Here is a 25137-nt window from a genome sequence, read left to right as displayed (position 1 = left end):
CGGCACCGTCGGCTCCGCCCGCCGCAGGTCCGACCACGCCGCCCGCCGCAGCTCCCACCGCCGCACCCGCCGCGCCGTCGGCGTCAGACGCGCCGCGCAGCGGTGCCGCGCTCGTCCGCGAGGCCGCGATGGCGTCCCGCACCGCGGGTCAGCGCCTGCGAGGAGGGCGGGTCCAGACGGATCCTGCACCGGAGGCCGATCCGGACCCGACCGGCGGCGCGACCCGGGACGACGAGGACGCCGTCGTCGCGACCCGGAACGGCCGCGAGGTGATCGAGAAGATGCTCGGCGGCAGGGTCCTCGAAGTCATCGACGAGAACCGCCCACGCTGACCCAGCGCACTAGGGACAGCCCGCGCTGAGCCGATGCCGTTTGTGCGGGATTGCGCCGAGCGGAGCCGGCACCGCAGAGCGGACCGTCTGAGCGGGCGAGCACCGAAGCGGCGCGCGCCCTTCCGAGCGTCTCTCAGCTGCGCGGCTCGAGCAGGGAGAACAGGTCCGTGCGCAGGGTCGCCGGGTTCATATCGGGATGCGGCTCGGTGACGTAGAACTCCCAGAACGGGTACGTCATCTGCTCGTCGGGCTCCCCGACCTGCTCGGTGAACGCCCCCCATTTCTCCGCGAGGCCGCCGTAGGCGCCGAGGTGCGAGATCCACGCGATGCGACCGCCCGGGATGCTCGACCCGATGACCTCGTAGCCGCTGGGCAGTTCGAGGGGTTCGGTCAGCGGGGCGTCCACCGGGAGGCCCACCTCGAGATCGGCCGTCGCGACCGGCGCCCGGTGGTGCAGGGAGAACGCGGGGCCGATCGGGCGGATGCCCTGCGCCGCCAGCGCCTCGGCGAGATGGGAGAACGTGCCGTCCATCAGGGCGGGCATGTCGTACATCGGGAAGTCGTGCTGGACCACGACGGCCGTCGTGATCTCGGGAGCCTCCGTGATCCGGCAGGAGGTGGCGGGCTCGGCGGCGTCGTACGGGGCGGGCATCGGCGACATCGGGACTCGTCCTGTTCGCGGTCGGCGGGGGGCCGAGCAGGATGGCGGCGGCCCGGTCAGACGCTATCGCGGCAGGCTGGACGCCACCAGCCCCACCAGGGGCCGCCGCCCTCTGCGGTGGATCCCCGTCATGCCCGGGGTTCAGGCGCGGGAACCCGCCCCCTCGTGCGTGCCGGACCGATCCCGCAGGACGCCGGCCAGATCCAGCGCCAGTTCGCAGAACATCGAGTTCGACCAGGAGAACCACTCCCGCGTGAACACCGACGGGTCGTCCACGTGCACGCCCTCGTGCATCATCCCGGTCCCGCCGTCCGTGCGGATCATCTGCTCGAGCAGATGCAGCTTCTCGCCGCGCTCCGCGCTGGTCAGCCCCTCGACCGCGAGCGCGATCGGCCACACATGGTCCTTCGGGGTGTGCGGGGAGCCGACGCCCTCGAGGTACAGCCCCTCGTAGTAGTACGGGTTGCTGCGCGAGAGCACCGCGGCGCGGGTGGCCAGGTACAGCGGATCATCCTGCGCCACGCAGCCCAGGTACGGCAGGGCGAGCAGGCTCGGCACGTTCGCGTCGTCCAGGAACCGGTGCTCGCCGCGACCGTCGACCTCGTAGGCCCAGACCCGCTCGCCCGTCGGCCCCTCGATCGTGCCGTGCTCGACCAGCGCCGCACGGATCTGCTCCGCCCGCGCCCGCGCCTCGTCCGCCTCCGCCGGGGCGTCCGCGACCTGCTCCAGCAGCTCCGCGAGACGCTCGAGGGCGAGGGCGAGGAAGTGGTTGCCGGGGATGTTGTAGCCCAGCTCGCAGGCATCGTCCGAGGGGCGGAATCCCGCCCACACCAGGCCGTTCGGCGTGGTGAGGGAGCCGCGCCCCTCCCGGGCGAGGGTGTCCTGGGCGGGCACGCCGGAGCGTCGTAAGAAGTACGCGGAGCGCTCCTCGTGGTGCTGCTCGGCCCGGACGGTGGAGAGGATCGCGCGGGCCGCGGGCAGGAAGCGCTCGTCGGCCCAGGAGGTGTCGCCGGTCGCGCGCCACAGCCGCCAGGCGAGGTCGGGGCCGTAGGAGAGGGAGTCGAGCTCGAACTTGCGCTCCCACGCCCAGGGGTTCTCGCGCTCGGTCTCGTCCGCGTCCCAGTGGGAGGAGTCCGGGGCGCGGTTGAAGGCATTGGCGTACGGGTCGATCTCGAGGTACTGCCAGTGGCGGCGCAGCAGACCGGCGAGCAGCGCGACCAGCTCGGCGCGGTCCTCGTCGGCCCCCACCCCGGCGACCACGAGCCGCAGCAGCGGGGTCAGCTGCGCGGCGGAGTCCCGCAGCCACATCGCGGGGATGTCTCCGGTGATCACGAAGGTGGTGCCGTCCTCCTCCACGCTCACCGTGGTCTCGGAGGTGTTGCGCAGGTACGCGACCACGCGCTGCGCGATCTCGCCGACCAGCGCGTCGGGGGCGCCGAGGTCGGCGAGTCCCTCGAGCACGCGTGCCTGCACCGCGTCGAGGAGGGTGTCGGGAAGCCTGGCCATGGTTCTCCGCATCGAGAGTGGGTCGGGATCGTCAGCGTATCGAGGTCTCGCACGCCCGGTCCGGCCGTCCGCGAAGCGCGCAGCGATCCACACCACCTCGGCGCCGTCGCCGCACGTCGGCCCCGGGAACTAACTAGAGTGAGACGCGTGTACGAAGGCATCGTCCAGGACCTCATCGACGAGCTCGGCAAGCTGCCGGGCATCGGCCCCAAGTCGGCGCAGCGGATCGCGTTCCATCTGCTGGACGCCGACGACGCCGCCGTGCGCCGGCTCGCCGAGGTGCTCGTCCAGGTCAAGGACACCGTCCGCTTCTGCGAGATCTGCGGGAACGTCTCGGCGGAGGAGAAGTGCCGCATCTGCACCGACCCGCGCCGCAGCGACGAGGTGATCTGCGTGGTCGAGGAGTCCAAGGACATCGTCGCGATCGAGAAGATCCGCGAGTTCAAGGGCCGCTACCACGTGCTCGGCGGCGCGATCGACCCGATCGGCGGCGTCGGCCCGAACGACCTGCGCATCACCCAGCTGATGAGCCGCCTCGGCTCCGGGGAGACCCAGGAGGTCATCCTCGCGCTGGACCCGAACATCGAGGGCGAGGCCACCGCCGCCTATCTCTCCCGCCTGCTCGGACCGCTCGAGCTGACCGTCACGCGCCTGGCCTCCGGGCTGCCCGTCGGCGGCGACCTCGACTACGCCGACGAGATGACCCTGGGCCGCGCGTTCCTCGGCCGCCGCACCGTCTGAGGCGCCGCCGGTTCCCGTGATGACCTCTCCCCACTCCCGGACGCTGCCGCCGCTGACGGACCTGCCGTCGCCGCCGCGGCTGCCGGAGGAGGAGACGCACCTGGTCTCGCCGGGGGAGATCATGGTCGAGTCCCGGCGCGAGATCCTCCGCAGCCTGCTGCGTCGCCTCTGGGCGCCGGCGCTCGTGCTGCTCGGCCTCTGGTACGTGCTATTGACCCTGTACGTCGTCGGCGCCTCGCCGACCTTCTGGTTCTTCTCCCTCCTCGCCGGCCTCGGCGATCCGGCCTACGTGCGCCAGGCGATGAGCGCCCTGAACTTCACCTCCGAGGGCCTGTGGACCGCGTTCCTGCTGCTCCCAGCCGTCGCGACGATGCTGAGCCTGCTCGGGGCGCTGCTGGTGCCGCGCCTGGTCGCGCCTCTGCAGCCCCGCCGCTTCCTCTCCGAGACGCAGTTCCAGCGCGGCGTCGAGGACCGCACCACCGCGATGCTCCTCGCGCTGCCGGTGCTCACCGTCCTCGCCCTGCCGCTGACGGTCGTGCTCGGCCTGCCGCAGCCCTGGACCGGGCTCGGCGCGGGCCCGCTCTCCGTGTGGTGCGCCGGGCTGGTCGCCCTCGAGCTCGCCTGGGTGCTCGTGCGCCGCACCGTGCCCGCTGCGCGGCTGCTCAGGATCACCTCCCACGAGGTGCTGCACACCGAGGCGCGCATCGGCACCGACCCGGAGCGCCGACGCGCCGCCGCCCGGCAGCACCTCGCCCAGGACCGCCGGCACCTGCCGCCGAACCCCGGCACCCCCGCGGCCGACGGGGCGAGGAGCCCCCGCGGCGCCCTCACCGCGCTCGCCCTGATCGCCCGCTCGGCGCTGACCTGGGTGCTGCCCGCCCTGGCCGGGACCTCCTGGCTGGTGCTCGGCATCGCGGACCTCGTCACCGTCCTGGGCTCCCTGTCTGCGACGGGACTGTCCCAGGTCGAGACACCGCTGCGCTGGCAGCACCTCGCCGTCGGCCTCCCCTTGCTCGTGCTCGTCGCGGCCGGCTGCGCGCTCGCCCCGGCGCTCGCGGTCCCGCTCTCCTCCGGCCACCGCGCCCAGGTGCGGGACCAGCGCACCTACGCCGAGTGGGCGCACCGGGCCCGCGTGAACCCGTGGGAGGCGCGGGTGTGCGCGCTGACCGGCTGGCTCTGCGCGGGCTGGGCGCTCGCCGGGACCATCCTCGCCGCGATCCTGCTCCCGCTGCTCGGCGCCGGGACGGCCCTGACATGGGTGTTCCTCACCCTCCTCGCGCTCATGGTCGTGCCACTGCTGGGCGTCGCGGCCACGCAGGCGATGAAGAGCGGACTGCGCGACGTGCTCTATGGCCCACCGGGTGACTTCATGCGCCGCCAGACCCCGTACGCGCTGGTCGCCCCCGAGTTCGGCACCCGCGCGGACCGGGCGAAGGACCCCGCGGTGCGCGCCGCGCTGCGCAAGCGCCTCCAGGCCGACGGCGGCGACCACGCGCTGGAGATCTTCGACCTCGACGCGGCGGGGGAGCGGCTGTGGGTGGACGAGAACGCCCCCGGCGCGAGCGGCACCGCCGTGCGGCAGGCGGACCTCGCCCAGGGCGTGCTGCCGGACTTCGGCTCCGAGGGATCGGCCTTCACCGGCGGCGGGAACAGCCCCTCCGAGCAGGCCTCGCACCTGCACGACATCCCCGACACGGTCACCGGGCTGCGCGAGCGCTGAACCGGCGGCTCCGTACCGGCCTGGACGCGTGGTCGACTGATGGCGCCCAGCGTCCCGGTCCGGAGATATCGCCGTACCGGAACGCAGGACGCCAGCACCCGTCCACGACCGGCCCCGCCGCCTCAGGCGATCCGCGTGCCTGCGCCGAGCCGTCGGATCGGCACGGCGAGCCGCCGCACCGCGACCAGGAGGGACAGCGCCCCGACGAGCAGCCACAGCCCGAGACCCATCGGCCACACCGGACGGTTCGGCGGCGTGCCGAGATCGGTGGGGTAGCCGGGGTCGTCCGGCGAGCAGTACACGGAGTGGACGGGGTGGGTGGTGGTCGCGGCGGAGCGCATCCCGGTCTTCAGCGTCATCAGCAGATCCGTGTCCGGGTCCTCGAGGGGGTCGTAGTCCGCGGGAAGGGTCGGCGCGGCCTCGGCCAGGAGCACCACCGGGTTCCCCCACAGCAGCGGCAGGGAGAGGTCCAGCCGCGGCACCGTCTCCTCGACCTGCTCCGCCACGCACCGGCTCTTCTCCATCGAGTACTCGTCGTCGTAGACGGTGTAGTAGTTCGTGACCTCCCGCTCCTCGTTCAGCACCACGGCGGTGGAGCCCCACGCGATCGGCAGCACCACCGTCACCCCGAACACGATCACATAGGCGAGCACCACCGAGCCGAGCTGCCGCGAGGTGAGCGCCGAGAGCCCGAGGCCCACCGCGGTCACGCACAGGGTGAGCAGCACGATCACCCCGAGCAGCCGCAGCATGTACAGGATCCCGATGCTGCCCAGCAGCGCGATCGGCACCAGCGAGGGCAGGGCGAGGACCAGGAAGGCGAGGCCGGTCAGGAAGCCTGCGAGCAGCTTGCCGAGCACGATCTCGGCGGGACTGAGCAGGCTCGCCTGCAGCGTCGCGAGGGTCCCGGCGGTGCGGTCGCCGTTGATCGACCCGGCCGACAGCGCCGGCACCACCAGCAGCATCGCGAAGAGCACCAGGATCATCTGCAGGCTGAACACCATCGCCGCGATCGGGCCGACGTCCTCCCACTGCGCGGAGTACAGCGTCGGCCCGAGGCCGAGCGCGCCGATGCCCATCATCACCAGCGTCCACACTGCCAGCGACACGTACCAGCGCTTGGAGCGCAGGCGCTGGCGCAGCTCGAGCGAGGTGACCAGCCGCAGGCCGCGCCAGCGCAGCGCATAGCTGCCGCGGCCGCGGGGACGGTCGGTCCCGGGACCGGCGTCGAGGGTCTGGGGAGTGCTCATCACAGGGCTCCTTCTCGCTGCGCGGCGTCGGAGGCGAGATAGGCGGCCTCGAGCCGACCCGTCGTCGGGCCGAAGCCGATGATCCGGGCGCCCGCGGCAGTGAGATCCGCGAGCAGGCGGGCGGCGGTCGCGTCGTCGGGCAGCTCCACCACCGCCTCCGCATGACCGGAGGTGGTGCGGTCGCCGGGCACCACCTCTCCGTGGCGCACCTGCAGGTGATCGAGCGCCTCGACGAGCGCCTGGTGGTGCAGCGAGGAGATACGCCACGGGCGCGGCCGGGCGGCGAGGTCGCGGAGGCTCGAGGCGTCCACGGCACGGCCGCCGTCCATGAAGACGACGTGGTCGGCCATCTCCTCGAGCTCGCCGAGGATGTGGCTGGAGACCAGCACGGTCGCCCCGTCGGCCGCGCGTGAGCGGACCACCTGCAGCAGGCGGCGTCGCGAGGCGGGGTCCAGGCCGGAGGCGGGTTCGTCGAGGACCAGCACCTGCGGGTCGTGCACGAGCGCACGAGCCAGGCCCAGGCGCTGCTTCTGCCCGCGGGAGAGCACGTGCGCGGGCTGCTGCGCGAGCGGCACGAGGTCCAGCAGCTCCAGCAGCTCGTCCACCCTCCCGCGCAGCTGCGCGGTGGGCAGGAAGTAGGCGCGGCCCATCACCTCGAGCACCTCGGCGACCCGCAGCGAGTCCCACGCCCCGAACTGGTCCGGCATCCAGCCCACCTGGGCGCGCACCGCGGCGGAGTCCTCGGCGGGGTCGACGCCGCCGACCAGCACCCGGCCCGAGTCGGGGGCCAGCAGCGAGGCGAGCATGAGCATCAGCGTCGACTTGCCGCAGCCGTTCGGGCCGACCAGCGCCGTGACCGCCCCGCGCGGCGCGGTGAAGCTCAGGTCCGCCACCGCCTGCACGCTGCCGAAGGCGCGGCTGACGTGCTCGGCGGCGATCCCCGGCCCCTCCGGGCCGGGAGCCCTCTGCGGGGAGGCATGGTCGACCGGCGGGAGGGGCGGAGGCGGGCCGTCCGGGGGTGCGCTCTGTGTCATGGGGCTACATTCCCACGCCCTGACCTGGAGCGAGCGCCCTTCCTGGGCACGTTCGGGGCACGAACTGTGAGGGAGCGGTGGAGAGCCCGCGGCTCACTCCGCCATGGCGGCGTTGCCCTCCTCCTGCGCCTGCGGGATCCCGTCGGCGGCGGAGAGCCGGCCGATGAAGACCTCCTGGAAGATCGGCATCGCGGCGGTCAGCCCCGCGTTCGCGCGGGCGCCGGTGTCGGCCTCGGCGGGGTTCTTCGCCGCCTCGACGAACACGCTCACGTCCACGCCCTTGCCCTTCCAGAACTCGATGTACGCGTCCTGCGCGTCGACGTGGCCGGGGAAGGAGACGCCCTGCTCCGCGAGCGGGAGCTGCCCGTCCTTCGAACCGAGCCAGGCCAGCAGCTCGGCGATGCCGGCCTGCTGCTCGTCGTCGGCCTTCGCGTTGCCGACGGCGACCACGCCGTGGACCAGCGACTTCGCCCCGTCGGGGCCCGCGACCGGGGCGGCGAGCGCCCATTCGAAGGAGTCGGCGACGCCGTCGGAGACCGGCAGCAGGTTGTAGGGCCCGGACTGGAACAGGGCGAGCTTGCCCTGGGTGAACAGGTCGCGGGTGAAGTCGCCGTTCTCGTTGGTGTCCGCGGCGCTGGGCGCGATGTTCTCGACGTTGATCAGGTCCGCCATGTACTGGAACGCCTCGATGCCCTCGGGGGAGGCGAAGGTGTACTTGTCCTCGTCCTGCCACTTCGCGCCGTTCGAGGCGAGCATCGGGCCGATGATCGCCTGCCGGTCGGCCTGCGAGTTGAAGCCGAACTGCGCACGGGAGTCCACGTCGAAGCCGTCCTCGCCCGGGTGGCGGCCCTCGCCGTCCACGGTGAGCTTCCGACCCGCCTCGCGCAGGGAGTCCGTGTCGGCGGCCGGGTCGAAGGCGAGAGCCGACGGATCCACGCCCGCCGCCTCGACCAGCGCCTTGTTGTAGAACAAGGCGATCGAGTCCCAGATCTGCGGCACGCCCCAGAGCCCGCCGTCGCGCGAGTACAGGTCCACCACGGCCTTCTCCCACTGGGAGGCTCCGTCGGGGACGACCTCGTTGATGTCCAGCAGGTCGCCGGAGTCCTTGTACAGCACGTAGTTCGCGGAGTTCATCCAGTACACATCGGCTGCATCGCCGCTGGCGACGTCCAGCGGCAGACGCGTCCAGTAGTCCGCCCACGGCACCACGTCGATCTTCACGTTCCAGCCGGACTGCTCCGTGAACGCGGCGAAGGACTCCTCGTAGGCGGCCACCGCGTTCTCGTCCCACAGACGGAAGGTCAGCGTGCCCTTGTCACCGCCGCTGCTGCCGCCGGCATCGCTGCCGCCGCCCTCGCCGCCGGAGCCGCTGTCACCGCCGCCCGACGGGGAGCAGGCCGCCGCGGTGCCGAGCAGGCCGGCGGCGGCGAAGGAGGAGAGAAGGGTACGACGCTTCAGCATGGGAGGTCCTTCCGGGAAGTGATGTCCTGCCCATTATCGTCCGCCGGCCCCGTCGTGGGGCGCTGGATGACCTTCCGAGACGGGGCGGGGCGCGGCCCTCAGCGCAGCGTCGCGTCGCCGACCGAGCGCGTGATCTGCTTCTGGAAGACGATCATGAGGATCACCAGCGGCAGCATCGCCAGCGTCGTCCCGGCCATCACCAGGGTCCAGTTGTTGTTGTACTGCGACTGCAGCGCGGAGGTCGCCACGGTGATCACCCGCCATTCGGGCCCGGAGGTGATCACCATCGGCCACATGAAGCTGTTCCAATGCGTGACCACCGTGATCAGCACCAGCGTGACGATGATCGGCCGGTTCAGCGGCACCACCAGATGCCACAGCAGGCGCAGGGTCCCCGCCCCGTCGATCCGCATGGCGTCCATGAGCTCGGAGGGGATGCCGCGGAAGTTCTCCCGCAGCAGGAAGATCGCGTAGGGGGAGCCGAGCACGAAGGGCAGCACGAGCGCCCAGAAGGTGTTGCGCAGCCCCATCTCCGAGAGCATCAGGTACAGCGGCACCACGACCACCACCTGCGGCACCATCAGCGTCGCGATGTACACCCAGAACAGCAGGTCACGGCCGGGAAAGCGGAGCTGGGCGAAGGCATAGGCGGCCAGCACCGAGAACACCATCTGCCCCACCAGGATCACGGCGACCATCTGCACGGTCACCGCGACCGGGGTGACGAAGCCGTCCTCGGAGCTGAACAGGGCGATCACGTTGTCCAGCACCGGCGGGGCGGGGAGCGACAGCGGCCCCTCCTGCGCGAACTGCGTGGTGGAGGTTAGCGCGGTCATCACCGAGAACAGGAACGGCCCGAGGGTGAGCGCGGCCGCGACGATCAGCACGAGATAGGTCGCGCCGTGGCCGAGCACGCGGCGCGCGAGCAGCGAACCGGTCAGCGGCCGACGGCGAGCGGTGCGAGCAGTCATCTCGTCCCTCCTCTCAGCTCATGTCGTAGGTGATGCGACGGGAGAACCAGCGCTGCTGGATCACCGTGATCACCACCAGCAGGACGAACAGGATCACGGCGACGGCGCTCGCGCGGCCCAGGCGGCTGGCCTCGAAGGCCTCGTGGTAGATCAGGGAGGCGATCACCTCGGTGCGGTGCTGCGGCCCGCCTCCGGTGAGGGCGAAGACCATGTCGAACACCTGGAAGGAGGCGACCACCTGGGTGACGGCGAGGAAGAACGTCGTCGGGCGCAGCAGCGGGATCGTCATGAAGCACAGCTGCTGCCCGGCGTTCGCGCCGTCGATCCGGGCGGCCTCGTAGATCGAGCCGGGGATCCGCGACAGCCCCGCCTGGAAGAACAGCGAGATGTAGCCGACGTTCTGCCAGATCGCGACGAAGGCGACCGCCGGCAGGGCGAGCGAGGGATCGGTCAGCCACTCGATCCGGACCCCGAGGATCTGGTTCAGCGCGCCGACCGACGGCTGGAAGATCCACTTCCACACCACGCCGAGCGCGAGCGGCGCGCACACCCACGGGATCACCACGATCACCCGCACGATCGCCGAGCCCGGCAGCGCCCGCACCAGCTGCGTGGCGAGCACGAGCCCGATCGCGAGCGACACCGGCACCGAGATCAGCGTGAAAACGCCCGTGACCAGCAGGGAGTTCGCGAGTGCGCCGTCGGACAGCAGGGAGGCGTAGTTGTCCAGGCCGAGGAAGGTGCGCGTGCCCAGCAGGTCCCAGCGGAACAGGGACACCACGAAGGCGAGCACCACCGGCAGGATCAGGAAGCAGGTGACGCCGATCAGGCTCGGGGCGATCAGGAGCCAGCCGAGAAGGGGTCTGCGGGAGCTCATCGTCGATGCCTCCCGCCTGCGACGCTCCGATGTTCCACCGGGTCAAACTATCGCAGCGCCGCCCAGGTCGTGGCGCTGTCCGTCCCGGCCAGGGGCCGACGGGGAGGGGCGCGGCGCACTACGCTCGGGCCATGACCTCTGCGACGGACACCGCCGGTCACGCGGCCGCGGCCACGGACCCCCATGCCTCGATCTACGACCACGGCTTCGTGCGCGTCGCCGCGGTGACCCTGCCGGTCGCGCTCGCCGCCCCGGCCGCGAACGCCGAGCGCCATCTCGAGGTGCTGCGCGACCTGCACGACCAGCAGGTCGGGATCGCGGTCTTCCCCGAGCTGTCCCTGACCGGCTACTCCCTCGACGATCTCGTCCTGCAGGAGCCGCTGCTGGACGCGGCCGAGCAGGCGGTGCTCACCGTGCTCGAGGCGAGCGAGGAGCTGATGCCGATCATCGTGCTCGGCGCCCCGCTGCGCGCGAAGGACCGCTCGCGGATCTTCAACTGCGCCGTCGTGATCCATCGCGGGCAGATCCTCGGCATCGCCCCGAAGCAGAACCTCCCCACCTACCGCGAGTTCTACGAGCGGCGCTGGTTCGCGCCGGGCGACGACGCGGCAGGCGAGTCGGTGCGCCTGGGCGGGGAGGAGCACGCCCTGTCCCCGCACTCGATCATCACCGTCGAGGACGTGCCGGGGCTGCGCCTGTTCGTCGAGATCTGCGAGGACATGTGGGTGCCGGTCCCGCCGTCGGCCGAGGCCGCGCTCGCCGGCGCGACCGTGATCGCGAACCTGTCGGGCTCGCCGATCACGATCGGCCGCGCCGAGGACCGCAAGCTCATGGCCCGCTCCGCCTCCGCCCGCGGCCAGGCCGCGTACATCTACGCCGCCGCCGGCGAGGGGGAGTCCACGACGGATCTCGCCTGGGACGGGCAGACCTTCGTGTACGAATGCGGTGACCTGCTGGGCGAGTCCGAGCGGTTCCCGACGGGCGTGCGCTCCACGATCGTCGACGTCGACCTGGACCGGATCGTCGCCGAGCGGCGCCGCCAGAACACCTTCGACGACAACCGCCGCACCCACGCCGCCTCGCTCGAGAAGTTCGACGGCTGGGAGGAGACGAGCCTGTTCGGCCCGTTCGAGAGCGACGAGATCGTCGCCGGAGACCCGGACTGGGCGATGGCCTGGGCCGACGGTCCAGGGTCGGCCGACGGCGTCGACCAGCACTCCTCGCCACAGCCCGCGGACTCCGCCACGGCGGAGAGCCGGCACGCACGGACGACGGGCTGGTTCGCGTACGCACCGCACTCCGGGAGCACGTATGACCCCGAGGGCGTCCTGGCGGAGCGGCCGCGCCCCGCCACCGGCCCGCTGCGCCGCCACCTCGACCGCTTCCCCTTCGTGCCCGACGACCCCGCGCGCCTCGCCCAGGACTGCTACGAGGCGTACAGCATCCAGGTCGCAGGGCTGGTGCGACGCCTGAAGCAGATCGGCGGGGACAAGCCCGGCGGCACCCGCCCCGTCATCGGCGTCTCCGGGGGACTCGACTCCACCCACGCGCTCATCGTGTGCGCCCGCGCGATGGACCTGCTGGGCCGGGACCGCTCCGAGATCCTCGCCTACACGATGCCGGGCTTCGCCACCACCGAGCACACCCGCTCCAACGCCGAGCTGCTCTCGAGGGCGATCGGCGCGAGCTTCGAGACGATCGACATCCGCCCCGCCTCCACCCAGATGCTCAAGGACATGGGTCACCCATTCGGCGAGGGTGAGCCGGTGTACGACGTGACCTTCGAGAACGTCCAGGCCGGGATGCGCTACGACTACCTGTTCCGCCTCGCGAACCACCACGGCGGCATCGTGGTGGGCACCGGCGATCTCTCCGAACTGGCGCTGGGCTGGTGCACCTACGGGGTGGGCGACCACATGTCCCACTACGGCGTGAACGCCGGCGTGCCGAAGACCCTCATCCAGCACCTGATCCGCTGGGTCATCTCCGAGGGGGTCTTCGACGCCGCGACCGCCGAGGTGCTGCGCGCCGTGCTCGACACCGAGATCTCCCCGGAGCTGATTCCCACCAAGCCCGGCGAGAAGGCGCAGTCCACCGAGGACTCCATCGGCCCCTACGCGCTGCATGACTTCACGCTCTACCACCTGCTGCGCCGCGGCTACGGCCCCCGCAAGATCGCCTACCTCGCCCACCAGGCCTGGGGCGATGCGGAGGCGGGGGAGTGGCCGGCCGGCTACTCCGAGGAGGACCGCCGCGCCTATTCCCGCGAGGAGATCAAGCACTGGCTGACCGTGTTCACCAGGCGCTTCTTCTCCAACCAGTTCAAGCGCTCCGCCCTGCCCAACGCCCCGAAGGTGCTGGCCGGCGGCTCGCTCTCCCCGCGCGGGGACTGGCGGATGCCCTCGGACGCCGCCTCGACCGCCTGGCTCGCCGAGATCGAGCGCGACGTCCCCGGCGACTGAGCGGCCGCCGTGCCATGGGCTCCGGCATGCAGCGAGACGTGGTTTTCTGCTCCTATCGGGCTCTATAGGAGCAGAAAACCACGTCTCGCAGCGGTCCGCCCGACGGGACCCCTCGGCCGCCTACTTCACCGCACCCATCGACAGGCCGCGCACCAGCTGCTTCTGCGCGATCCAGCCGGCGAGCACCACCGGCAGCGAGGCGAGCACCGAGGCGGCGGAGAGCCGGGCCAGGAACAGGCCCTCCGAGGTCATGGTCGACATCAGGAAGATCGGCACGGTCGCCGCGTTCGCCGCGGTGAGGTTCAGGGCGAAGAAGAACTCGTTCCACGCGAAGATCACGCAGATCAGTGCCGTCGCGGCGACGCCCGGGGCGACCATCGGCAGCAGCACCGTGCGCATCGTGCGCAGCAGCGAGGCGCCGTCGATCGAGGCCGCCTCGAGCACCTCGCCGGGAACCTCGAGGAAGAACGAGCGCATCATCCACACCGCGATCGGCAGGTTCATCGCCGTGTACAGCACGATGAGGGTGAGGATGTTGTCGAGCATCCGGATCTGCCCGGCGATCACATAGATCGGCATGATCACCGCGACCACCGGCAGCATCTTCGTGGAGATGAAGAAGAACAGCACGTCCTGCGTGCGCTTCACGGGCCGGATGCTCACCGCGTACGCGGCCGGCACCGCGAGGACCAGCACCAGCAGCGTCGAGATGCCGGTGGCGAGCACCGAGTTCAGCACGTACGAGCCGACCTGGGCGGAGCTGATGATCGAGGTGTACTGCTCGAGCGTCGGGGTGAAGAAGAACGTGGGCGGGTTCGAGGCGGCCTGCGACTCCTGCTTGAAACTGGTCAGCACCATCCACGCCACCGGCGCGAAGAACAGCAGGCCGACCGCCCAGGCGAGGACGGAGAGCAGGTGCCCGCCGATCCGGCCCCTGCCACGGCGGGCGCGGGGAGCGCGCACGGCGGCAGGAGCGGCCGAGGCAGAGACTGTGGCTGTGCTCATGACTCCCTCCCCTCCCGCTCGTTCCTCGCAGTTCGTCGATGGAGGGTGGCGGTCATGACTGCTCCTTGGAGTTGATGCTCGTGAAGATCAGGCGCAGCGCGAAGGTCGCGATGATGATCGTGGCGATCACCGTGACCACGCCCATCGCGGCGGACTGCCCGATGTCGAAGCCGAGGAAGGCGCGCTGGTAGATGTAGAACGGCAGGTTCGCGGACGCCGTGCCGGGCCCGCCTGCGGTCATGAGGTAGATCTGGTCGAAGGTGTTGACCACGTAGATCGCGCCCAGCAGCACCGACAGCTCGAGGTAGAACCGCAGGTGGGGGAGGGTGATGTGGACGAAGGTGGTCCACGTCCCGGCCCCGTCCATCTGCGCGGCCTCGAGCACATCGCCGGTCTGGGACTGCAGGCCGGCCAGGAGCAGCAGCATCATGAACGGCGTCCACTGCCACACCAGCGCGATGATGATCGAGAGCATCGGGAACTGGCTGGTCCAGTCCACCGGGGAGACGCCGACGGTGCCGATCAGCCAGTTCACGAGTCCGTAGGTGGGGTCGAACATCGAGATCGACCACAGCATCGCGCCGGCCACCGGCATGATCAGGAACGGCGTGATCAGCAGGGTGCGGATGAATCCGCGGCCCACGAACTCCCGGTCCAGCAGCAGCGCGAGCCCGAGTCCCAGCAGCAGCGAGACGAGCACACAGCCCAGCGTGATGAGGATCGAGTTCAGCGCCGCGGTGCGGAAGGTCGAGTCGACGGCGAGGTCGAAGTAGTTCCGCAGCCCCACGAACGTCTCGCCCTCGGGGCGCAGCAGGTTCCGTGAGCGCAGCGAGTACCAGATCGTGAGCAGGAACGGGATCTGCGTGCAGATCACGACGAACACGAAGGCGGGCATCAGCGGGAGCCGACGGCGCCAGCCCTCGGCGCGGGAGGCCCCGTCCTCGTGGCGGCGGGCGCGGGGGCCGTCGGCCGACGGGGCGCGCCCTCCGGGTGCGGGTGCGGTGTCCAGTGCGGTCATGGCTCAGCCCTCCCAGCCGTAGGTGCGGGCGACGGACTCGGCGAAGCCCTGCGCCTGGTCGAGGGCCTCCTCGACGCTCTTCTGCCCGGCGATCGCGGCGGAGAACTGCTGGCCGACGCGGGTGCCGAGGTCCTGGAACTCGGGGATCACGACGTTCTGCAGCCCGTCGTAGGGGACGTCCACGGTCATCGAGTTCTCCTGGGTCGAGTTCTCCATCGAGTCGAGGGTCGGCTCGGCGTAGGTCTTCGAGAGCTCCGCGTACTCGGGGATCTCATAGGTGGACAGGCGTGATCCTGGCGGCAGCGCCTCCCAGCCGATCTCCTGGCCCACCAGCTGGAAGTAGTCGGGGTGGGTCATCCAGGCGATGAACTCCCAGGCGGCGTCCTTCTTGCGGCTGGTCTCGGGGATCGCGAGCGCCCAGGAGTAGAGCCAGCCGGCGTACTCGGTGTCCTTCGTCGGCCCGAGCGCGTAGCCGGTCTTCCCCACGACGGTCGAGGAGTCGGGGTTCTCCACCCCGGAGACCATCGAGGAGGCGTCGAACCACATGGCGGCGTTGCCCTGGCTGAACTGGGTCAGGCACTCGCCGAAGCCGGAGGTCGCGGCGCCGGGCTGGCCGTAGGAGCGCAGGGTGTCGACGTAGAGCGCGACGGCGTCGTGCACCTCGGGGGAGTCCAGGCGCGGGGCCCAGTCCATGTCGAACCAGCAGCCGCCGAAGGTGTTGATGACGGTGCTCATCGGGGCGAGGTTCTCGCCCCAGCCCGCGAGTCCGCGCAGCGCGATCCCGCTCATGCCCGCCTCGGGGTCGTGCAGGGCGGAGGCGAAGGAGCGGATGTCGTCCCAGCCGGGACGTTCGGGCATGGTCAGCCCGGCCTCGTCGAAGAGGTCCTGGCGGTAGACCAGGAAGGCGCTCTCGCCGTAGAAGGGGACGGAGTACATCGCGCCGTCGACGGTGAGCGCGTCCTTGATCGTGGGGACGAAGTCCTCCGGCGCGTAGCCCTCGGTGCGGGCGATGTACGGCTCGAGGTCGGTGAGCCAGCCGTTCGGGGCCCACAGCGGGGTCTCGTAGTTGGAGATCATCACGACGTCGAACTCGCCGCCGCCGGAGGCGACCGAGGCGGTGATCTTCGCGCGCGCCTCGTTCTCCGGCAGGGACACGAAGCGCACGTCGATGTCGGGATGCTGGGCGGTGAAGCGGTCGATGAGGCTGATGGCGTCCTGCATCTGCGGGTTCGAGACGATCGCGACGACGATCGACTCCTTCCCGCCGGCGGAGGAGCCGGTGCCGCATCCGGCGAAGCCGGCGGCGCCGAGGCCCGCGGCGAGCCCGGCGCCGAGGACCGCGCGTCGACGGGGACGGAGAGGCCGTGGCGAGGGTGAGGGGTGGGGACGGGGACCCATGCGCTGTTCTCCTGTGAACATCGCGGAGACGGGCCGCTCGGGCGCGTCGTCGCGGAGGGCGGGCACGGTCGGCGCCGCGGGGGCGTGCCCGGGAGGGCACGGCCGACGGGACGACCGCTCGCTCAGATGAGCGGGGAGACTTCTCAACTGAGGGTGAGCGTAGTCATATACGCTCAGCCGAGCAACAATCTGCCCTCACCTGAGGGGGCGATGCAGGCTGCGGAGGGAGGACCGATGGGGAGCGAGCAGGCCGGAGCCGGGATGCAGGCCGGTGCCGGGGCGCAGGCGGGTGCCGGGATGCAAGCCGGCCCTGGGGTGGAGGCCGGTCCCGGAGCTGCGGACGCGATCGCGCTCAAGGTCGCCCTCGCGAGCGAGCACCACCTCGAGGGCGTGCCGAAGATCGAGCTCGCCCGGCGCCACGGACTCTCCCGCTTCCAGGTCGCGCGCCTGCTCGACGAGGCGCGCGCCGAGGGCATCGTCCGCATCGAGGTCGTCGACCCGACCGCCGCCGGCCGCGACCTCTCCCCGCTCGCCGAGCGCCTGGGCATCTCCTCCGTCACCGTCGCGGTCGCCCGCCCCGGCGAGGCGCCCCGCGCCGCGATCGCCCGCCAGGTCGCGGGCCTGCTGCTCCGTCACCTGCGCGAGGGCGGACGGCTCGGCGTGGCCTGGTCGCGCACCCTCATGCACCTGCCCGCCGCGCTCGACGCGCTGCCCGCTGCCGACATCGTCCAGCTCGTCGGCCCCGTGAGCACCGCCGGGCACTCGACCGCGCAGTCCTCGGCGCTGGTCCACGAGCTCGGTGCCCGCTCCGGCGGCCAGGTCTGGGCCCTGCCCACCCCGCTCATCGTCGACTCCCCGCAGGTCGCGGCCTCGCTGCGCTCCATGGAGGAGGTGCGCACGGCGCTCGATGCGGCCGACGGGCTCGACGTCGCGACCGTATCCGTCGGCGCCTGGGCCGACGGGGCCTCGACCCTCTGGAGCCGGCTGCGCCCCGCCGAGCAGCAGCGCGCCCTCGACGCCGGCGTCGTCGCCGAGATCTGCGGGATCCTGCTCGGTGGGAGCGGTGCCGTGTGGCACTCCGCCGTCGAGGACCGCGTGATCGGGGTGCGGCCCGACCAGCTCCGCCGCGCCCGCGTCATCGCCGCGATCCCCGCTGGCGGCCATCCCGACGCGGTGCTCGCCGCGGCCCGCTCCGGCCTCGTCGACGACATCGTCCTCGCCCCCGAGCTCGCCGAGCAGGTCGAGGCGCACCTGGGCTGAGCGCGCCCCTTCGTGCTCGGTCGGCCGCTCCGCCTCTGCTGTGCTGGCCGATCCGGTCCCGCGTAGCGCCGCCGTGTCGCCTCGGGTCGACCGCGCCGCCGCTCGGCCCCCTCGGGACTGCGGTGAGCCCGGCGTCGAACAGGTGAGCGCCACCCTCTGCTCATCTGACGCCGGAGTGTGTATCGTCGGGCGCACCCCCGATTCCTCGTCGAAGGATGAGCCGATGACCGCTCCGACCGCCCTGACCGCCTCCAGCCTCTCCGAGATCGCCGCGCGCGGCGAGGTCGCCACCCCGCAGCAGCCGCTGGATGAGCGACGGGTCGGCATCGTCCACTTCGGCGTCGGCGGCTTCCATCGCGCCCACCAGGCGATGTACCTCGACCGCCTCATGAACGCCGGACGCGACCTCGACTGGGCGCTCTGCGGCGTCGGCCTGCTGCCGGGCGACGCCCGGATGCGCGACGCGCTCGACGCCCAGGACTCCCTGTACACCCTGGTCACGAAGGCGCCCGACGGGACGCGCGACCCCCGCGTGATCGGCTCGATCGCCCGCTACCTCTTCGCGCCCGACGATCCCGAGGCCGTGCTCGCCCAGATGACCGACCCGGCCGTGCGGATCGTCTCGCTCACCGTCACCGAGGGCGGGTACAACTACAACCCCTCCACCGGGGGGTTCCAGTACGAGACCGAGGCGGTCGCCGCGGACCTCGCCACGCGGTTCGATCCTGCCGACGCCCAGGCCGCGGCCCTCGCGGGCTCGGACGACGGCGGCGCGAACTCCGCGCAGCGGGTGGGTCAGCCCCGCACGATGTTCGGCTACGTGGTCGAGGCGCTGCGCCGACGCCGCGAGGCCGGCACCGCCCCCTTCACCGTCATGTCCTGCGACAACGTGCGCGGCAACGGGGACCTCGCCAAGCGCATGATCCTCGCCTATGCGCAGCGCCGCGACGAGAACGGCCTGCACGGCGATGCCCCGATCGCGGACTGGATCGCCTCCGACGTCGCCTTTCCCAACTGCATGGTCGACCGCATCACCCCCGTCACCGCGGAGTCGGACATCGCGATGATCGCCTCGGACTACGGCATCGAGGACGTCTGGCCCGTGGTCAGCGAGGACTTCGTGCAGTGGGTGCTCGAGGACGAGTTCCCCGAGGGCCGCCCCGCCTGGGAGGAGGTCGGCGTGCAGATGGTCGAGGACGTCGAGCCGTACGAGCTGATGAAGCTGCGCCTGCTGAACTGCTCCCACCAGGCCATCGCCTACTTCGGCCTGCTGCTCGGGCAGACCTATGCCGACGAGGCCGCCGTCGATCCGCACCTCGCCCCCTTCACCCGCACCCTGTACATGGACCGTGAGGGCACCCCGACCGTGCCCGAGGTGCCCGGCATGGACCTCGATGCCTACAAGGACGAGCTCATGGCGCGCTTCGCGAACACGAGCGTGAAGGACACCCTCGCCCGCCTCGCCGCCGAGTCCTCCGACCGCATCCCCACCTGGCTCGTGCCCGTGATCCGGGAGAACCTCGAGGCCGGCCGCGAGATCTCGGCATCGGCCGCGATCGTCGCCTCCTGGGCCCGGTACGCCGAGGGCACCGGGGAGAACGGCGAGCAGTGGCCCGTCGTGGACCGCCTCCACGACCGCGTCATGGCCGCCGCCGCGAAGCACGACGAGGATCCGCTCGCCTTCCTCCGCGACGAGGAGCTGTTCGGCGACCTGGTCGAGCACGAGGCGTTCACGACGCCCTACCTCCACGCCCTCGAGGTGCTCCGCACCGACGGCGCCCGCGCCCTCCTCACCGAGCTCACCGCCGGACTCTGACCTGCGGCCCAGCCGGTCCCGGTTCCGCCCGGTGCGGCGAGACGTGGCTTTGTGTCGTTATTGCGAGTCATTCGAGCACAAAGCCACGCCTCGCCCCCTGCGCCGCAGAGGACTCGGCACATCGTCATCGGGGGCCTGGTCCGGAGGCCGCCGCGCACGACCGGCTCGGAGCTTTGCATCGACTGGCCGACTCGGGGTGCTCACGGCGCACGGCCGGTCGGACGCGAGCTCATCCTGCACGGCCGACTCGAGGCGCGCTCATCCCGTGTGGCCGCGCCTGCGCAGCTCCGACCTCACTCGCTCGATGGCCCGTGCTGCGCCACGATCCATGTCGCCCACGGAGACCACGAGCTCGGTCCATCCCGCGAGCCGTCGTCGCTCCCCGCGCAGGATGTCCTTCTCCTGCTGCGTCCGGGTGCGGTGGTGCCTCCCGTCGTATTCGAGGCAGACCTTCCACTGCGGCCACGACATGTCCGGCTCCCCGAGCCATCGCCCGTCCTGACGGATCGTCGTGTTCAGCACTGGCTCGGGCAGGCCGGACCGAAGCAGCGCGAGGCGCAGGAACGTCTCCTGAGGCGAGTCCGCGCCGACGCGGACGTCCGCCATCGCGGACCGCAGCCGGCGTGACCCGCGGCCCCGGAACCGGACGACGACGTCGGAGAGTTCGTCGATAGGGACATGAGGCAGGCTGCGGCTCTCGAGGGAGGGACGAGGCATGCGCACGAGATGATCGCCGATCGCCACCAGGTCGTCCTGGGGAAGCACCTCGGCGAGCTCGAGGAAGGTTCGCAGGCGCGTGGTGGTGCCGATGCCTCGCAGGCGGGTCCTCTCGCGAGAGGAGATGTCGCTGGATCGCCAAGTCACCTGCTTCGTGTTGAGCCGATGGAACCCGGTGAGGGACATGGTGATCGTCGAGTCCGGGTCGTCGGCATCCCAGGAGCTGAGGCCGAGCGGAAGGGGAAGGTTCCACAGCCTGGCCGCGCTGAGCCCGCAGGCGACCGCGTCCGGGTCGGCGCGCTGCAGCGCACGGATCACGTCGGCCTCCCGGACCGCGCTCGCCCCCTCTTCGTGCGGGGTCCCGTCGCTCTCGGGCGAGCTCGCGGCCCCGGTCGACCGTTCCGTCATGACATAGAGCCCTCGGTCGATCCGTGAGACGTCGGCGGCGCGCAGTCTGCCTCCCGAGACTCCAGCGGCGCGCGCTTCAGCGGCGGTGAACACGGGCCTGCTGATCGAGGCGGGCAGCGGGAGCAAGCGGCGCGGCATGCAGGGAGCCTCCCCCGGACGGGCCGTCCCGTCGCGCAGTCCTCCACATCGCCTCGTACGACGGGACGGATCGGCAGGTCATGGCCCCGGACCGTTCCTCCACAGCACCTCGGCCAAAGGTCGCAGCAGACTCGGTGAGCTGCCCACGCCATGCGAGACGTGGCTGAGTGACGGTATGGGCCCGCAGAGGAGCACAAAGCCACGTCTCGGAGAACCTTCCGGTGCTGATGTCGGGGGTCAGGATCGGTGACCGGGCCGCGAGGCCCAGCCCCGCCGCGCCCGGGGCGGTGTTGCGCCGGTCACGTGCGCGAACCGTCCTGACCTGGCCCTCTGTCTCGAATGACGAGGTCACTGGGGCTTCGGGGAGCCGTCTTCGTAGACTGGCCTGCGTGTCGCGACGGCGTCACCGGATCGTCCGGGACGAGCGGTGTCCGGCGGGAGGCGTGCGTCTGCGCCGCTCCCGCGAGCCCGGCTCGGACCGCACGGCACGGGGCGTCCGATCGGCTCGAGCGGACCCGCGACGGCGGATGTCCGCGCACCCACGCACGATCCGCACCGCCCCCGACAGTCAAAGGAACCCGCTCATGAGCCTGGTCGTCCAGAAATTCGGAGGATCCTCCGTCGCTGACGCCGACTCGATCAAGCGCGTCGCGCGCCGCATCTCGATGTACTCCCGGGCCGGACACAAGGTGGTCGTGGTGGTCTCCGCGATGGGCGACACCACCGACGACCTGATCGACCTCGCCGAGCAGGTGAGCCCGAACCCGCCGCCGCGCGAGATGGACATGCTGGTCACCGCCGGTGAGCGGATCTCGATGGCGGTGCTGTCGATGGCGCTGAACGACACCGGCGTCCACGCCCGCGCCTACACCGGCTCGCAGGCCGGGCTGATCACCGACGAGGTGCACGGAAAGGCGCACATCCTGCGCGTCACCCCGGGCCGGATCGAGGAGGCGCTGGAGGAGGGCGCGGTCGCGATCGTCGCCGGATTCCAGGGCGTCTCGCAGACCACGAAGGACATCACCACCCTCGGCCGCGGCGGCTCGGACACGACGGCCGTCGCGCTCGCCGCGGCGCTCGAGGCGGACGTGTGCGAGATCTACTCCGACGTCGACGGCGTCTTCACCGCCGATCCCCGTATCGCGCCGGCCGCGCGCCGCGTCCCCGTCATCTCCAGCGAGGAGATGCTGGAGATGGCCGCGAACGGCTCGAAGATCCTCATGGCGCGCAGCGTCGAGTACGCGCGCCGCTACGCGGTGCCGCTGCACGTGCGCTCCTCGTACTCGGGCCGGCTCGGCACGATCGTCACCGACGAGCCCGACCGCGAGATCCCGATCGACCCCGACGTCACCCTCCGCCCCGCGGACGCCGCCCGTCGCGACGCCGCCGACCCGACCAAGGAGCTCCCCATGGACGACATCGCAGCACCGGGCCTCGAGGCGCCGATCATCTCGGGCGTCGCCCACGACCGCAGCGAAGGCAAGATCACCGTCGTCGAGGTCCCGGACGCGCCGGGCAAGGCGGCACTGCTGTTCGACGTGGTCGCCGGGACCGGCGCGAACATCGACATGATCGTGCAGAACTCCTCGACGGTCGACGACACCGTCGCGATCTCCTTGACCCTCCCGGAGTCCGACGCCCCGGCCGCCCTCGAGGCGATCGAGAAGGCGCGCGAGGCGATCGGCTTCACCGAGGTCCGCTACGACGACCAGATCGGGAAGGTCTCCATCGTCGGCGCCGGGATGCGCGCGCACCCGGGCGTCTCGGCGACCCTGTTCCGCTCGCTCGGCGAGGCGGGCATCAACATCGACATGATCTCCACCTCGGAGATCCGCATCTCCGTCGTCACCGAGCAGTCGCGGCTCGACGACGCGGTGCGCGTGATCCACACGGCGTTCGGCCTCGACGCCGAGCAGACCGAGGCCGTGGTCTACGGAGGGACCGGACGATGAACACCACCAGCACCCCCAGCCCCACCACCGCGCCCGATTTCTCGGGCACCCCCGGCTACGCGGCCGACGGGCCCGTCCTCGGCGTCGTCGGCGCCACCGGCCAGGTCGGGCGTGTGATGCTCGCCCTGCTCGCCGACCGCTCGGTCGCACACTCCGCGATCCGCGTGTTCGCCTCCGCCCGCAGCGCCGGAAGCGCCGTCTCCTATGCCGGTCTCGACCTCGTGGTCGAGGACGCGGAGACCGCCGACATCACCTCCGAGGGGCGGCGACTGGACGTCGCGATCTTCTCCGCCGGCGGCTCGACCTCGAAGGCGCTCGCGCCCCGCTTCGCCGAGGCGGGCGCCGTGGTCGTCGACAACTCCTCGGCCTGGCGCCGTGACGAGGAGGTGCCGCTGGTGGTCTCCGAGGTGAACCCGGAGCAGATCACCGCCCCGAAGCGCGGCATCATCGCGAACCCCAACTGCACCACCATGGCCGCGATGCCGACCCTGAAGGCCCTCCACGACGAGGCGGGTCTGGCCCGGCTGAAGGTCGCCACCTACCAGGCGGTCTCCGGCTCCGGCGTGGCCGGTGTCGCAGAGCTCGCCGCGCAGGTCAGGAAGGGTGTCGACCATGTCGAGGAGCTCGCGCTGGACGGCTCCTCGGTGGATCTGGGCGAGCCGGGCGTGTACCAGGCGCCGATCGCGTACAACGTGGTCGCGCTCGCCGGGAACCTGGTCGACGACGGCTCCGGCGAGACCGACGAGGAGCAGAAGCTCCGCAACGAGTCCCGCCGCATCCTGGGCCTGCCGGACCTGCCCGTGGCCGGCACCTGCGTGCGCGTGCCGGTGATGAGCGGCCACGCCCTCGCGATCCATGCCGAGTTCGATCAGCCGATCACCCCGGAGCGCGCCCGCGAGCTGCTCGAGGCGGCGCCGGGCGTGACCGTCGTGGACCTGCCCACCCCGCTGATGGCGGCCGGCAAGGACGGCACATTCGTCGGCCGCATCCGACAGGACGCCTCGGTGCCGGACGGGAAGGGCCTGATCCTCTTCGCGGTGGCCGATAATCTCCGCAAGGGAGCAGCGCTGAACGCGATCGAGATCGCGGAGCTGATCGTCTCCCGCTGATGACGAAGGAGGAACGCCGATGACGAGTGTCGTGACCAACGGGGCCCTGGGGTCCGGGACGGGACCGGTGCCGCCGTCGGCGGTCTTCTCCGATCGAGCCGGCGAGGAGGCGCCGTGCCGCGCGGGCGGCGGGACGCTCGAGGAGCCGCTGGGCCGGGTCCTGCGCAACCTCGATACCGTCACCGAGTCCCAGGGCGGGCTCGGCGCCGGCCTCCAGAGCGCGTACGGAGCCTCGGCCGACGAGGCCGGCTCGGGCACGGCCGACGGGGCCGGCGCGGTCGAGGGCTCGACCGCCGCCGAGCCCTCGCGGCGGGAGATGATCCTCGACGCCGCCTCATCGCTGTTCGCCGAGCGCGGCTACGACGGTGCGAGCCTGCGCGACATCTCGCGCCGCGTCGGGATCTCGCATCCCGGCATGCTGCACCACTTCTCGTCGAAGGAGGTGCTGCTCGGCGCGGTGATCGACCGGCTCGAGGCGCATGCGCAGGGTCTGCTGGACTCGGCCGACTCGATCGCCTCCTCGCCGGAGACGCTGATCGCGGCGCTGGGCGGTCCGTGGGATCCGCGCAAGCACTCGATGGCGCTGCTGGCGACCCTGTCGGCGGAGGTCGTGGACCCCGGGCATCCCGGCCGCTTCCGGATCGCCCGGCTCCGACTGGTCCACGAGCACGTGCTGGAGCGGGTGTTCGACGGCCTCGAGGAGCGGGGGCAACTGGTCGCCGGGACCTCGCCGAAGTTCCTCGCCCGCTCCCTGTTCTCCCTGCTGCTGAGCCTGACGGTGCGCGAGCACACGGTCCGCGAGCTGCAGAAGACCTCCGACGCGGACCCGATCGCGGACGTGCAGGAGTTCGTACGGCTCTGCTGCGTGACCGACTGAGCACCTGGACCCCGTCGGTAGACTCCGTGGGCGTGACCCCCTGCGAGGAGACCCGATGAGCGCCGAGCGCACCCCGGAGGATCGCACCTCCGGCCTCACCGGCGGGCCGGAGGCCGGGGACGCGCGGGACCAGCCCCTCGTTAACCACCGGGCGCCGGGCCTGCAGGCCCTCGCCGGGCTCACCGTGCGCGGCAGCGACGACCGGGTCGTCGGCCGCGTGCGCGACGTCTACCAGCACGATGCGAGCGGCGATCTCGCCGCGCTCACCGTCATGCCCCGCCAGCTGAGCTCGCGCACCGTGTTGATCCCGGCCGCGGCGATCGGGGAACTCACCCCGCCCGGGGCGAGCCCCGCGCCCGACGAGGACGCGGTGGTACGCCTGCGCGTGGACGCCGCGACGGCGCGGGCCGGGAGGCGCCCGCCC

General features: G+C 71.7%; 20 protein-coding genes and 1 pseudogene. 10 read left to right on the top strand and 11 right to left on the bottom strand.

The window, feature by feature from the left end:
• Positions 1-332: pseudogene (locus HMPREF3159_RS16810) on the top strand (DNA polymerase III subunit gamma and tau); the annotation flags it as partial.
• A gap of 133 nt (positions 333-465) precedes the next feature.
• Here HMPREF3159_RS16810 and HMPREF3159_RS13840 read toward each other — a convergent pair.
• The gene (locus tag HMPREF3159_RS13840) at positions 466-993 is read right to left on the bottom strand and encodes a GyrI-like domain-containing protein (RefSeq protein ID WP_070501718.1); all 528 of its coding nucleotides are present in this window, start codon (positions 991-993) and stop codon (positions 466-468) included.
• A 141-nt stretch (positions 994-1134) separates the two neighbouring features.
• Positions 1135-2499: a glycoside hydrolase family 125 protein gene (locus tag HMPREF3159_RS13835; RefSeq protein ID WP_070501716.1), complete on the bottom strand. Its 1365-nt coding sequence runs from the start codon at positions 2497-2499 to the stop codon at positions 1135-1137.
• A gap of 147 nt (positions 2500-2646) precedes the next feature.
• Here HMPREF3159_RS13835 and recR point away from each other — a divergent pair, with 147 nt between their 5' ends.
• Both recR and HMPREF3159_RS13825 read left to right on the top strand, forming a co-directional pair.
• Complete coding sequence (recR, locus tag HMPREF3159_RS13830; RefSeq protein ID WP_010549346.1) at positions 2647-3240, top strand: recombination mediator RecR; 594 nt, start codon at positions 2647-2649, stop codon at positions 3238-3240.
• Between the two features lie 19 nt (positions 3241-3259).
• Positions 3260-4960, top strand: coding sequence for a hypothetical protein (locus HMPREF3159_RS13825; protein ID WP_070501714.1), 1701 nt, complete (start codon positions 3260-3262; stop codon positions 4958-4960).
• A 122-nt stretch (positions 4961-5082) separates the two neighbouring features.
• Here HMPREF3159_RS13825 and HMPREF3159_RS13820 read toward each other — a convergent pair whose 3' ends face one another.
• The 5 genes from HMPREF3159_RS13820 to HMPREF3159_RS13800 form a co-directional block, all read right to left on the bottom strand.
• On the bottom strand, positions 5083-6210 hold the full coding sequence (locus HMPREF3159_RS13820; RefSeq protein WP_070501712.1) for an ABC transporter permease: 1128 nt from the start codon (positions 6208-6210) through the stop codon (positions 5083-5085).
• Positions 6210-7244 carry an ABC transporter ATP-binding protein gene (locus HMPREF3159_RS13815; RefSeq protein WP_083305961.1) on the bottom strand — a complete coding sequence of 345 codons (1035 nt, stop codon included), beginning with the start codon at positions 7242-7244 and terminating at the stop codon, positions 6210-6212. Before HMPREF3159_RS13815 ends, HMPREF3159_RS13820 begins: the two co-directional genes overlap by 1 nt.
• A 93-nt stretch (positions 7245-7337) precedes the next feature.
• Entirely contained in the window at positions 7338-8705 is a 1368-nt protein-coding gene (locus tag HMPREF3159_RS13810) for an ABC transporter substrate-binding protein (protein WP_070501710.1), read from the bottom strand.
• Between the two features lie 98 nt (positions 8706-8803).
• Positions 8804-9676 carry a carbohydrate ABC transporter permease gene (locus HMPREF3159_RS13805; RefSeq protein ID WP_010549351.1) on the bottom strand — a complete coding sequence of 291 codons (873 nt, stop codon included), beginning with the start codon at positions 9674-9676 and terminating at the stop codon, positions 8804-8806.
• A gap of 13 nt (positions 9677-9689) precedes the next feature.
• Positions 9690-10553, bottom strand: a complete 864-nt coding sequence (locus tag HMPREF3159_RS13800; protein ID WP_070501708.1) for a carbohydrate ABC transporter permease — start codon at positions 10551-10553, stop codon at positions 9690-9692.
• Positions 10554-10684: 131 nt separating this feature from the next.
• Here HMPREF3159_RS13800 and HMPREF3159_RS13795 point away from each other — a divergent pair, with 131 nt between their 5' ends.
• The gene (locus HMPREF3159_RS13795; protein WP_070501706.1) at positions 10685-13015 is read left to right on the top strand and encodes an NAD(+) synthase; all 2331 of its coding nucleotides are present in this window, start codon (positions 10685-10687) and stop codon (positions 13013-13015) included.
• A gap of 120 nt (positions 13016-13135) precedes the next feature.
• Here HMPREF3159_RS13795 and HMPREF3159_RS13790 read toward each other — a convergent pair whose 3' ends face one another.
• Genes HMPREF3159_RS13790 through HMPREF3159_RS13780 form a run of 3 tightly spaced genes read right to left on the bottom strand, consistent with a single transcriptional unit; the run spans position 13136 to position 16436 of the window.
• Entirely contained in the window at positions 13136-14020 is an 885-nt protein-coding gene (locus HMPREF3159_RS13790) for a carbohydrate ABC transporter permease (RefSeq protein ID WP_070501705.1), read from the bottom strand.
• Positions 14021-14072: 52 nt separating this feature from the next.
• Positions 14073-15038, bottom strand: a complete 966-nt coding sequence (locus tag HMPREF3159_RS13785) for a carbohydrate ABC transporter permease (RefSeq protein ID WP_070501704.1) — start codon at positions 15036-15038, stop codon at positions 14073-14075.
• A gap of 3 nt (positions 15039-15041) precedes the next feature.
• The gene (locus tag HMPREF3159_RS13780) at positions 15042-16436 is read right to left on the bottom strand and encodes an ABC transporter substrate-binding protein (protein ID WP_070501703.1); all 1395 of its coding nucleotides are present in this window, start codon (positions 16434-16436) and stop codon (positions 15042-15044) included.
• A gap of 234 nt (positions 16437-16670) precedes the next feature.
• On the opposite strand from HMPREF3159_RS13780, the gene HMPREF3159_RS13775 reads away from it, so the two are divergent.
• Together HMPREF3159_RS13775 and HMPREF3159_RS13770 are read left to right on the top strand one after the other, a co-directional pair.
• Positions 16671-17696, top strand: coding sequence for a sugar-binding transcriptional regulator (locus tag HMPREF3159_RS13775; RefSeq protein WP_070501702.1), 1026 nt, complete (start codon positions 16671-16673; stop codon positions 17694-17696).
• A gap of 223 nt (positions 17697-17919) precedes the next feature.
• Positions 17920-19512, top strand: coding sequence for a mannitol dehydrogenase family protein (locus HMPREF3159_RS13770; protein WP_070501701.1), 1593 nt, complete (start codon positions 17920-17922; stop codon positions 19510-19512).
• A 258-nt stretch (positions 19513-19770) separates the two neighbouring features.
• Here the strand turns inward: HMPREF3159_RS13770 and HMPREF3159_RS13765 are convergent, their stop codons facing one another.
• Positions 19771-20775, bottom strand: coding sequence for a hypothetical protein (locus HMPREF3159_RS13765; protein WP_070501700.1), 1005 nt, complete (start codon positions 20773-20775; stop codon positions 19771-19773).
• 584 nt (positions 20776-21359) lie between these two features.
• On the opposite strand from HMPREF3159_RS13765, the gene HMPREF3159_RS13760 reads away from it, so the two are divergent.
• The 4 genes from HMPREF3159_RS13760 to HMPREF3159_RS13745 all read left to right on the top strand — a co-directional run.
• Positions 21360-22727, top strand: coding sequence for an aspartate kinase (locus HMPREF3159_RS13760; protein WP_070501698.1), 1368 nt, complete (start codon positions 21360-21362; stop codon positions 22725-22727).
• Positions 22724-23836, top strand: a complete 1113-nt coding sequence (locus HMPREF3159_RS13755; protein ID WP_083305960.1) for an aspartate-semialdehyde dehydrogenase — start codon at positions 22724-22726, stop codon at positions 23834-23836. The genes HMPREF3159_RS13760 and HMPREF3159_RS13755 overlap by 4 nt, the downstream gene beginning before the upstream one ends.
• Positions 23837-23855: 19 nt before the next feature.
• A complete protein-coding gene (locus HMPREF3159_RS13750) occupies positions 23856-24713 on the top strand; it encodes a TetR/AcrR family transcriptional regulator (RefSeq protein WP_070501696.1) in 858 nt (285 codons plus the stop codon).
• Between the two features lie 55 nt (positions 24714-24768).
• On the top strand, positions 24769-25137 hold a 369-nt coding region (locus HMPREF3159_RS13745), incomplete at its 3' end, for a PRC-barrel domain-containing protein (RefSeq protein WP_141748241.1).

This window comes from Brachybacterium sp. HMSC06H03, assembly GCF_001807385.1.
Lineage (GTDB): Bacteria > Actinomycetota > Actinomycetes > Actinomycetales > Dermabacteraceae > Brachybacterium > Brachybacterium conglomeratum.
Note: the sequence above shows the minus strand (reverse complement) of the source record. Positions and strands in the feature narration are given on the sequence as shown.

What these genes read in the sequence shown, in the direction of transcription:
- HMPREF3159_RS13750 (WP_070501696.1), top strand. Translation starts at nt 23,856, where the DNA reads ATGACGAGTGTCGTGACCAACGGGGCCCTGGGGTCCGGGACGGGACCG.
- HMPREF3159_RS13790 (WP_070501705.1), bottom strand. Translation starts at nt 14,020, where the DNA reads ATGAGCACAGCCACAGTCTCTGCCTCGGCCGCTCCTGCCGCCGTGCGC.
- HMPREF3159_RS13825 (WP_070501714.1), top strand. Translation starts at nt 3,260, where the DNA reads ATGACCTCTCCCCACTCCCGGACGCTGCCGCCGCTGACGGACCTGCCG.
- HMPREF3159_RS13840 (WP_070501718.1), bottom strand. Translation starts at nt 993, where the DNA reads ATGTCGCCGATGCCCGCCCCGTACGACGCCGCCGAGCCCGCCACCTCC.
- HMPREF3159_RS13815 (WP_083305961.1), bottom strand. Translation starts at nt 7,244, where the DNA reads ATGACACAGAGCGCACCCCCGGACGGCCCGCCTCCGCCCCTCCCGCCG.
- HMPREF3159_RS13810 (WP_070501710.1), bottom strand. Translation starts at nt 8,705, where the DNA reads ATGCTGAAGCGTCGTACCCTTCTCTCCTCCTTCGCCGCCGCCGGCCTG.
- HMPREF3159_RS13770 (WP_070501701.1), top strand. Translation starts at nt 17,920, where the DNA reads ATGACCGCTCCGACCGCCCTGACCGCCTCCAGCCTCTCCGAGATCGCC.
- HMPREF3159_RS13805 (WP_010549351.1), bottom strand. Translation starts at nt 9,676, where the DNA reads ATGACTGCTCGCACCGCTCGCCGTCGGCCGCTGACCGGTTCGCTGCTC.
- HMPREF3159_RS13775 (WP_070501702.1), top strand. Translation starts at nt 16,671, where the DNA reads ATGGGGAGCGAGCAGGCCGGAGCCGGGATGCAGGCCGGTGCCGGGGCG.
- HMPREF3159_RS13765 (WP_070501700.1), bottom strand. Translation starts at nt 20,775, where the DNA reads ATGCCGCGCCGCTTGCTCCCGCTGCCCGCCTCGATCAGCAGGCCCGTG.
- HMPREF3159_RS13835 (WP_070501716.1), bottom strand. Translation starts at nt 2,499, where the DNA reads ATGGCCAGGCTTCCCGACACCCTCCTCGACGCGGTGCAGGCACGCGTG.
- HMPREF3159_RS13760 (WP_070501698.1), top strand. Translation starts at nt 21,360, where the DNA reads ATGAGCCTGGTCGTCCAGAAATTCGGAGGATCCTCCGTCGCTGACGCC.
- HMPREF3159_RS13780 (WP_070501703.1), bottom strand. Translation starts at nt 16,436, where the DNA reads ATGGGTCCCCGTCCCCACCCCTCACCCTCGCCACGGCCTCTCCGTCCC.
- HMPREF3159_RS13800 (WP_070501708.1), bottom strand. Translation starts at nt 10,553, where the DNA reads ATGAGCTCCCGCAGACCCCTTCTCGGCTGGCTCCTGATCGCCCCGAGC.
- HMPREF3159_RS13785 (WP_070501704.1), bottom strand. Translation starts at nt 15,038, where the DNA reads ATGACCGCACTGGACACCGCACCCGCACCCGGAGGGCGCGCCCCGTCG.
- HMPREF3159_RS13820 (WP_070501712.1), bottom strand. Translation starts at nt 6,210, where the DNA reads ATGAGCACTCCCCAGACCCTCGACGCCGGTCCCGGGACCGACCGTCCC.
- HMPREF3159_RS13755 (WP_083305960.1), top strand. Translation starts at nt 22,724, where the DNA reads ATGAACACCACCAGCACCCCCAGCCCCACCACCGCGCCCGATTTCTCG.
- HMPREF3159_RS13795 (WP_070501706.1), top strand. Translation starts at nt 10,685, where the DNA reads ATGACCTCTGCGACGGACACCGCCGGTCACGCGGCCGCGGCCACGGAC.